This is a genomic window from Candidatus Falkowbacteria bacterium, assembly GCA_018674305.1.
GTDB lineage: Bacteria > Patescibacteriota > Patescibacteriia > UBA11705 > JABHMO01 > JABMRF01.
In genome coordinates this window covers 1-8,950 of sequence record JABHAL010000006.1, presented here as the reverse complement: position 1 = coordinate 8,950, position 8,950 = coordinate 1, and the positions used below count along the sequence as shown (strand labels likewise).

Genomic DNA, 8,950 nt, shown 5'->3' with positions numbered 1-8,950 from the left:
CCATTTGAGGAAGCAGCTGATGCAGTTGCTGGTGAAAGTTCAATTGGTTCGTGGACTGATTTGTCGACTTTGAAACCAGAAGTAGCTAAAAAACTAAAGGCTACAGTTTATTACATCAATCAAAAGCAAAACATTATCAAGATTGCTTACCCTTTGGATTTATTCGAACTCGGGAGCATTCCTCAGTTTATGTCTAGCATTGGAGGTAATATTTATTCGATGAAGGTAGTGAAAAATTTACGCTTACTTGACGTCGAGTTTCCAACTAAATATATAAAGAGTTTTCAGGGTCCGGCCTTTGGAATTGAAGGTATTCGCAAGGTGTTGAAAAATAAAGATCGAATCATTTTAGGTAGTATAATTAAACCAAAAGTTGGCTTAACTGCAGTAGAACATTCTAAAGTTGCTTATGATGTTTGGCGAAACGGTATTGATTTAGTAAAAGACGATGAGAATTTAACTGACATGACATTTAACCGGTTTGATGAACGAGTGAAACGCACATTAGCAATGCGAGATAAAGTAGAAAAAGAAACTGGCCAGATTAAAGTTTACGCTTGTAATGTAACTGCTCCACCAGATGAGATGCTTCGCCGAGCAAAATTGGTCAAATCGCTTGGTGGTCGTTGTGTGATGGTTGATATTGTATCTACTGGTTTGGATAACGTTCAATATCTCCGAAAACAAAAATTAGGTTTAATTATTCATGGCCATCGAGCTGGCCACAGCATGTTTACTCGTAATCCCAAGCACGGAATGACCATGTTGATGGTTTCTAAGTTAGCTCGCTTAGCTGGAATTGATCAATTGCATACAGGTACAGTTGTTGGCAAAATGGAAGGCAGCGCAGATGAAGTTTTGACTGTAAATGAACTTTTGCGTGAAGATTGGCACGAGTTTAATTCATTGAAAGAAGATTGGTCTTCAATTAAACCAACTATGCCAATTGCTTCAGGTGGAATGCATCCAGGTTTATTACCTAAGTTGGTTGAGATTCTTGGCTCAGATTTAATTGCAAATTTTGGTGGCGGAGTACATGGCCATCAAGGTGGTTCAATTGCTGGAGCTAAAGCTTGTCGCCAGGCGGCAGAGGCTATTGTCCGTGAAATCGACCTAGCTGATTATGCTGTGACCAATCCAGAGTTGAAAGTGGCTTTAGATCAGTGGGGAAATATTAAATATAAGTATCGTAGGTGAATTACTAGCAGGACAAGCAAGACTAGTGAAACACGTAACATATAACACATAGCAATTATAAAAATATGGTTTATTTGAAGGGGAAAAATTTAGACATTGAAACTGGGGCAGGTTTAATTGCTCTAATGAACGAAGAAGAAGCTAATAATTTTGGAATTCATGTTGGTGATAAAATTTCACTGGTTTGGAAGAAAGGAAAGAAAGTGACCGTAACCGTGGATATGACAAATAAATTGGTGAAGCCAGGTGAAATTGGGCTATTTGAAGATGTTTGGAAGAAAAAGCAAGTTCCTGATGGTTCTATAGTTAAAATAATTGTGGAATCTCGGCCTTTGTCAATTGAAACTTTGAAAAAAAAGATGCTGGGCCAACCAGCAACTTACAAGGAGTTGTATTCTTTGATTAAAGATATTGCAGATGGTAAGCTTGGTCAGATTGAAACTACTTACTATGCAGCTACCAGTTTTATAAAAGAGTATTCTACACAGGAGTTATACTATGTGGCCAAAGCAATGGCTGAAACCGGTGAGAAGTTCAATTTGAGCCGTCAGGTGGCTGATAAGCACTCAGTTGGTGGTCTGGCTGGCAATCGTATGACCCCGATTATTGTACCAATTGTGGCGTCATTGGGAATAAACATTCCCAAAACTTCTTCTCGAGCTATAACTTCACCGGCTGGTACAGCTGATACAATGGAGGTTTTGTGTAATGTTAGTTTTCCTTTGAATGAAATTAAGAAAATCGTAAAGAAAACCAAAGGTTGTTTAGTTTGGGGTGGTGGTTTACGCATGGCTCCAGCTGATGACAAAATTATTAAAGTCTCTCGTCCTTTGGCATTGGAACCATATGATAAAATGATTGTAAGTATTATGGCCAAAAAAGTTGCGACCGGTGTTGATTATTTAGTCTTAGATATTCCGGTTGGTCCAACTTGTAAAGTGCCAAACATGAAACATGCGAATGAAATTGAATCTAAATTTAAATCGTTATGTAAAAAGTTTGGTATGAAGATTATAGTTGTTAAAACTCCAGCCAAACAGCCCGTGGGAAGGGGAATTGGACCGGCATTGGAAGCAAGAGATATTTTGCGAATTATGCAACTACACAAGTTTCGACCGTTAGATTTAGAAAATAAATCATGTAAGTTGACAGGTGCCTTGCTTGAATTAATGAAGTACTGTCCTAAAGGAAAAGGTTATGCCATCGCCAAGGCGCAGATCAAGAATGGTCAAGCCTGGAAAAAATTGAATCAAATTATTGTGGCTCAAGGTGGAGAAGATAACCTTAATTCAGAAGAAGTTATGCAAGAAGTTTTACGTCATGAATTTCAGACTAAAAAAGCTGGAAAAATTAAATCCATAAATAACCGGGCCATCAATAGAATTTGTATGAATTTGGGAGCACCAATTGATAAATATGCAGGAATACATACCCATGTTAATTATGGAGAGAAGGTTAAAAAGGGTCAAAAGTTATACACAATGTATGCTAGTAACAAAGAAAGGCTAAAGTTAGGTGTGTTAGCTTCAAACAATAAGGTTATTTATGAAATATAGAATTTGACTTTAGAAAAATGATTTGTTAAAATTTAATTTGCAACTAATTGTAAGCAAGATAAGTAAGACGTGTAAAACAAGCAAGACGTGTAAAACAAATAACTAGTCTAGCTTGTCTCGCTAGTTTCACTTGTCTCGCTAGTAAATATGGAAGATCATAGTTCAACAAAACGATCAAAAGATAGTTCTAAGACAAATTTTTTCTTAGGATTTTTCTCAGGCATGGCACTTTTGTCAGTGGTAGCCTTTTTTATTTTATTAATTATTGTTTTTGGTAATCGCCAAGAAGTTGACTTAGCTGCTCAAGCTGAAGGACAGGATTTACCTGAACCTCCAGCTGCAGAGCAACAATTCAGTGCAGTAACTCCAATCCAGGATTCAGAGTATGTGTTTGGTGATAAAAACGCTAAAGTTCAAATAATTGAATATACTGATTTTGAATGCCCTTTTTGCTCACGTCATTATGCCACTGCTAAACAGATTAAATCCGATTATGGTAATAAGATTGCTTTTGTAACTAGGCATTTTCCATTGTCATTCCATCCTGAAGCACAGAAAGCAGCCGAGGCAAGTGAATGTGCTGGAGAGCAAGGTAAATATTGGCAGATGTATGATAAAATATTTGAAGCAAATTTAGCTGGCAACATGAATGTTGCTAAATGGAAAGCAGAAGCAAAAAGTTTAGGTTTGAACAGTTCTAAATTTGACAGCTGTTTAGATGATGGCAAGTATGCTAAAAAAGTAGCTGATGACATGGCTAGTGGTGCAGCTGCAGGTGTAACAGGGACCCCAGCAACATTTATCAACGGTGAGTTGGTTAGTGGCGCAGTACCATTTGCAAACTTTAAGCAAATTATTGATAATTTATTAGCTCAGTAAAAATACTTACTATAAAAAGACCGCCCCGATAATGAATCGGGGCGGTTTTGTTTATTAAGGGCTTTCTTTTTGTCTATGTTTGAATCGACGTCGATAAACTGCGTTCCATTTTTCAATGGTTTCAGGTGAAGTTTGATGTGTCAAACTTAGAAAGGCAAATGGCATACTGCTAGCTAAGGCAATATTCCCAAGCACAATGAAAAATGCTGGTAGCTCATTAAAAATAACTTGTGCTAGTAGAAATAGGGCAAAGCCTGATTTTTCAACATTAGTTTTGATTTTTCCTGGTTTAATCGCCATTATGGAAAATTCAATACTCTTGTTTTTTGATTCCTGAACTTTGAAAATTCTGAGTACCGTTAAAGAAACAGCAATGGTAATTATTGGTACAGAAATAGCCACTGGTATCAGTGACCAGAAAAACAAAATAAAACTTAAAGTGAAAATTTTATCAGCTAGAGGATCCAGAAATGCACCAGTTTCACTGGAAGCACCATATTTTCTAGCTGCCCATCCATCGAGTCCGTCAGCAATCCAGGCTGCGGTATAAAGCGCGGTAGCAAGGATATAAAGCTGGTTGATATTGGTGTAAATTATAAAAGGTATCAAAAATACACCAAATAGAGTAATGGAGCACGGCAACCAGCCCTTCCTTACGTCCTTAACAAACTGCTGCCAAGTCATATAATCATCTCCTGTTAAAGGATTGTAAAACAACAAATTATCTGTTGCGTCTATTTTAACTTATAATCGTATAAAGTCAAGGTTGAAAAAGTGTATAGAATTTGCTAGAATTAAGTTATCGTTCGGTGAGGTGTCTGAGTGGTCGAAAGAGCACGCTTGGAAAGCGTGTGTGCGGAAACGTACCGCGGGTTCGAATCCCGCCCTCACCGCCATTTAAATTTTATTTTCAACGCAAAAGGTGGGATGAGAAGCCTGCCCTGAGCGACGAGGAACGAGGAGTTGAAGGGAATCCCGCCCCTGCCTACCGGCAGGCAGGCTCACCTCCAAATATAATTAAATCAAAACTATGTTAAGTCCAGAAAAAGTAATTGAAACTAAAAAACAAGATTTTTCACCTGAGATTATTGAAGCTCAGGACTTTTTTAAGTCAATGGGCGTTGAAATTGACGAAAACGGTTTAGTTAAAATGCCTATCAGCAGTGAGAAGCTTGCAGAACTGAAAAAATGGCAAGAAGAAACAGTTGGACAAGGTGGTATATTGATGACGAACTTGCAGGATTTTTATAAAAAAGTTTTGTTAGCTACATCTTTGTTTCCACAACGAGATGGAAATGAAATCAATTATTTACAGGGGAAGGGGACTGGTACAGAAATAGCTTTGCTTGGTCAGGTGGTCGGAAGAAAGAAAAATCCTGTAAATTTCCCAATTCGTTCTCATAGTGATTTTGAGTTATACGGGGTTGATGTGGAAAAACAGAAACAAGTACAAACATCACATTCAATTTATCCTATTGAGTTCGCAGAGGTTTTTGGAAACCAAGAATATTTCCCACTTAGTGCAACTAAGGGGTTAAAAGAAATTCCTGAGGATTTACTACATGAAACTGCAGAAGATGTGGATTTTGGAGGTATTAAAATTTTAGTTCCCCAATTAGAACTTTTATTTCTAGATAAATATATTGCAGCTGAGTCTACGCCGAGAGAAGACGGATCTGATGCAGAGCTTTTAGCTAGAGCCTATGATTTAGATCGTGATAAATTGCATGAATATCTAGATCGATTTGTTTTGAAACCTACAGAAAAAAGATTAAGAAAAAATATTGAGGATGTCACCAATGATTTGACTTCGGGTATGCAGATGCGTTTTCAACTATGGAGTTTGTATGACAAAGGAATGGCAGAGGTCTCTAAATCAGAACAAATTGAAATTTTCGTTAAAGAGTTTAACAAAGAAATGGCAGGTAAAATTAAAATTAATGATGAGTTTGGTATGGGTGGGCTAGATGTTTTGTGCTGGGAACCATTAAGACCAGAACTGCTTGATGAAAGTGGTTCAGTCATAGACGAACAGTATATAGATAATTTTAGACAGAGAGTGAAAAATATTATAGATCGTCAAGTTGAGGGACTAGGTAGTCATCATGAAAAATTAGATGAATTCTTACAAAAAAAAGAGCGCTAAACATAAAGTGTAGTTTAGCGCTAGTAATATGGATTCATAAGTTTCTCCTTCCAGCGTGAGTGAACGTGTACGGGGGTGGTGTGTTCATGCTGCAGCATAAACTGGTGATCGTCTAATCATTGAGGCACCTTGTCTTCTTCCACCGAACTTTTGAGACATGAAGGCAAAGTAAGCTGTAGTGACTAGCTTCTTGCCGTACATTTGACTCATTTCGTCAAAGACTTCTGCACCGTTTTCTTCAAAGGCATCAAATACGTGATTGATTGTTTCCAGGTCTTTTTCAGTGATCAAATGATTCTTTATTGCTACTCGATTTCTTGGACTTGATCTTGCTCCTGTCATTTTAACACCTCACTTGAATTGTTAAAAAGGCTAGCCACCTCGGCTACTTTTATTATAATATAATTTAGCAATTATTTCAATATTTGTCAATATGCAAAAGTCAAAAGGGACTTTATACATTTTACCTAGAGTTTTGGGAGTTTTATTGGTAATTCTAGTAACTGTTTTAGCATTTGATGTTTTTGCTGAAGATGGAAACTGGTGGCAGCTAACCGCTGGTTTTTTAATTCACCTTATCCCAACAGCAATTATTCTAATTGTATTGTGGGTGGCTTGTTATTATGAGCTGGTTGGTGGAGGCATGTTTGTTGGTTTAGGGCTTTCATATATGATTATGGCTGGTCGTGGAGGTAATTGGCTTGCAGCATTGATTTTAGCGGGCCCTTTTCTGCTCACAGGATTTTTGTTTATTATTTATAAAGTAAAAGAAGTGAAAGTGGAATTCATGGATGTTGTTGATTCAGCTGGTAAATTGACTGGTGAAAAGAAAACTAAAAAAACTTTACATAGTCAAGGGCTCTGGCATCGCAGTTCTCACATTTGGATTTTCAATTCAAAGGGTGAAATATTATTGCAAAAGAGAGCGAAGGACAAAGATACACATCCTGGCGAGTGGGACATTTCAGCTGCTGGGCATGTTGCTTTAGGTGAGGATTATGATGTAACCGCTTTACGAGAATTAAAAGAGGAGTTAGGTTTAGCAGTTAAACTTGAAGATTTAATTAAAACTAGAATATTTAAACATAAGTCAGAGTCTCCAGAGAAAAAATATTATAACAAAGAAATTTCGCAGGAGTATTTATGTAAATATGATGGATCGATTACAGATTTTAAATTTATAGACGGAGAAGTTGAGAAAATTAAATTCGTCTCACAAGATAAATTTAAAAAAATGCTTAATGATCCAAAGGAATATGCAAAGTTAGTTGATCATGGACAGGAATATTATTTACAGGTCCTTGATTTTGTTAAAAAGGCATTTAGTTAAATCGATTAAATGTTGTGGCTACCCATCTTTTTTGCTATAATAAGTATAATACCTCACTTAAAAGGCAGTACATAATATGTCAGAGTTTTACAATTTATCGAAAAGTGCAGTTTTTAAAAAACTCAGTACTTCTGAGAATGGTTTAAGTTCCAAAAAAGCTAAAGAGCTTTTACAAAAGCATGGTTTGAATGAGTTGAAAGAAGAACAAAGGTTTTCTGCCTGGAAAATATTTTTAGCACAGTTTCACAGCTTTATAGTATATATTTTAATTGCCGCTTTTGCTGTTTCTCTGCTATTAAATGAATATCTTGACGCCGGTGTGATTGGCGCCATTATTGTTTTAAATGCACTTCTGGGCTTTGCCCAAGAGTTCAAAGCAGAAAAGGCAATTGAAGCTTTACGTAAATTGGCAACTCCGATTTCGATTGTTTTGCGTGACGGAAAAAAACAAGAGCTGGATTCTCGTCAATTAGTGCCTGGGGATATTGTCTTTTTAGAAGCGGGTTCAAGTGTGCCAGCGGATTGTTATTTACTTAAGGAAGTGTCATTGGAAGTTGATGAATCAAATTTAACTGGAGAAAGTGTGCCAGCGAGCAAGGAAACCACTCCACTTGAGGGAGATGTTGCCGTTAGTGATAGGGTCAATATGTTATATGCTTCAACAACGGTTACTACCGGTAAAGCCTCAGCCGTTGTTGTGAAAACTGCCATGCATACGGAAATTGGTAGAATTGCTGGTATGATTCAAACTAGTAAGGAAGAAGTTACTCCATTACAAAAAAAATTAGGAAAATTTGGAATTAAACTTGGAATTTTGGTTATAGTTCTTTGTTTGTTTATCTTTATTGCGGGTTATGTCACAGGACAAGAAGTTTTTGAAATGTTGTTAATTGCAATTTCTTTGGCGGTGGCGGCTATTCCAGAAGGATTGCCTGCTGTTGTTACTATAAGTTTAGCCTTGGGAGTACAGAGAATGATCAAGAAAAATGTGCTGATTAGAAAATTAGCAGCAGTTGAAACTCTTGGTAGTACAACGGTTATTTGTACAGACAAAACCGGAACTTTAACCAGAAATGAAATGACTGTACAAAAAATTTATGTTGATAATTTAGAAGTTGATGTAACTGGCAAGGGTTATGACACCAAGGGTGAATTTAAGGTCAATAAACAAAATATCGAACTTGAGCCATTGAAGAAAATTATTGAGACGGGTGTTTTGTGTAATGATGCCTCAGCGATTGAGAAGAATTTCATGGGTGATCCAACGGAGATAGCTATGTTGGTTGTTGGTAAGAAAGCTGGCATTAATCCAACTTACGCACGTTTGAAGGAAACTCCATTTACATCAGAGAGTAAGTATATGGCAGTTTGGAATCAGGTCGAAGACAAAAACTTTTTATTTATGAAAGGTGCTCCGGAAATTATTATGAACAAGTGTCGATACATCATGACGGCAACTGGGAAGAAAGAATTAGATAAACAAGTGGAAGCTGAAATTCATGGAAAAAATGAGCAATTTGCCAACCAGGCCCTGCGAGTGTTGGGTTTTGCATATAGCGAGACCGGGAAAGAAGAAGATTTAATATTCCTTGGTTTAATGGGAATGATTGACCCACAAAGAAAGGATGTTAAGTCCTCAGTTACATTATGTAAACAAGCAGGAATTCGTGTAGTGATGATTACCGGTGATCACGCCCTTACTGCCAAAGCAATTGGATCGCGAATTGGTATTCTCGGAAATGCTATCACGGGCGCTGAACTTGATAAATTAAGTCCCAAACAATTTGAGAAAGTTGTGCATGATATTAATATTTATGCTCGGGTTAGCCCTGAACATAAGGT

At 37.1% G+C, this 8,950-nt stretch carries 8 protein-coding genes and 1 tRNA gene; 7 read left to right on the top strand and 2 right to left on the bottom strand.

What is annotated here, in order from left to right; all coding sequences use genetic code 11:
• From rbcL to HN643_02880, 3 genes are all read left to right on the top strand, one after another.
• Positions 1-1,197: type III ribulose-bisphosphate carboxylase (rbcL, locus tag HN643_02890; GenBank protein ID MBT7500590.1), on the top strand; the 1,197-nt coding region annotated here is incomplete at its 5' end.
• A gap of 65 nt (positions 1,198-1,262) precedes the next feature.
• Positions 1,263-2,753 (top strand): thymidine phosphorylase, encoded by a 1,491-nt coding sequence (locus HN643_02885; protein MBT7500589.1) that lies wholly within the window; start codon positions 1,263-1,265, stop codon positions 2,751-2,753.
• A 147-nt stretch (positions 2,754-2,900) separates the two neighbouring features.
• Complete coding sequence (locus HN643_02880) at positions 2,901-3,632, top strand: DsbA family protein (protein ID MBT7500588.1); 732 nt, start codon at positions 2,901-2,903, stop codon at positions 3,630-3,632.
• Positions 3,633-3,686: 54 nt separating this feature from the next.
• Here the strand turns inward: HN643_02880 and HN643_02875 are convergent, their stop codons facing one another.
• The gene (locus HN643_02875; protein MBT7500587.1) at positions 3,687-4,316 is read right to left on the bottom strand and encodes a CDP-alcohol phosphatidyltransferase family protein; all 630 of its coding nucleotides are present in this window, start codon (positions 4,314-4,316) and stop codon (positions 3,687-3,689) included.
• 124 nt (positions 4,317-4,440) lie between these two features.
• Between HN643_02875 and HN643_02870 the strand changes: the two genes are divergently transcribed.
• Together HN643_02870 and HN643_02865 are read left to right on the top strand one after the other, a co-directional pair.
• A tRNA-Ser gene (locus tag HN643_02870) sits at positions 4,441-4,528 on the top strand.
• 134 nt (positions 4,529-4,662) lie between these two features.
• Positions 4,663-5,778, top strand: a complete 1,116-nt coding sequence (locus tag HN643_02865) for a hypothetical protein (GenBank protein ID MBT7500586.1) — start codon at positions 4,663-4,665, stop codon at positions 5,776-5,778.
• An 84-nt stretch (positions 5,779-5,862) separates the two neighbouring features.
• Here HN643_02865 and HN643_02860 read toward each other — a convergent pair whose 3' ends face one another.
• Positions 5,863-6,120 carry a hypothetical protein gene (locus tag HN643_02860; GenBank protein ID MBT7500585.1) on the bottom strand — a complete coding sequence of 86 codons (258 nt, stop codon included), beginning with the start codon at positions 6,118-6,120 and terminating at the stop codon, positions 5,863-5,865.
• 91 nt (positions 6,121-6,211) lie between these two features.
• Here HN643_02860 and HN643_02855 point away from each other — a divergent pair, with 91 nt between their 5' ends.
• Positions 6,212-7,108, top strand: a complete 897-nt coding sequence (locus tag HN643_02855; GenBank protein ID MBT7500584.1) for an NUDIX domain-containing protein — start codon at positions 6,212-6,214, stop codon at positions 7,106-7,108.
• A 76-nt stretch (positions 7,109-7,184) separates the two neighbouring features.
• A partial coding sequence (locus HN643_02850) for an HAD-IC family P-type ATPase (GenBank protein ID MBT7500583.1) occupies positions 7,185-8,950 on the top strand: 1,766 nt, incomplete at its 3' end.

Excerpts from the sequence above, each read along its gene's own strand:
- HN643_02860 (MBT7500585.1), bottom strand. The coding sequence starts at position 6,120 with ATGACAGGAGCAAGATCAAGTCCAAGAAATCGAGTAGCAATAAAGAAT.
- HN643_02855 (MBT7500584.1), top strand. The coding sequence starts at position 6,212 with ATGCAAAAGTCAAAAGGGACTTTATACATTTTACCTAGAGTTTTGGGA.
- HN643_02880 (MBT7500588.1), top strand. The coding sequence starts at position 2,901 with ATGGAAGATCATAGTTCAACAAAACGATCAAAAGATAGTTCTAAGACA.
- HN643_02885 (MBT7500589.1), top strand. The coding sequence starts at position 1,263 with ATGGTTTATTTGAAGGGGAAAAATTTAGACATTGAAACTGGGGCAGGT.
- HN643_02875 (MBT7500587.1), bottom strand. The coding sequence starts at position 4,316 with ATGACTTGGCAGCAGTTTGTTAAGGACGTAAGGAAGGGCTGGTTGCCG.
- HN643_02865 (MBT7500586.1), top strand. The coding sequence starts at position 4,663 with ATGTTAAGTCCAGAAAAAGTAATTGAAACTAAAAAACAAGATTTTTCA.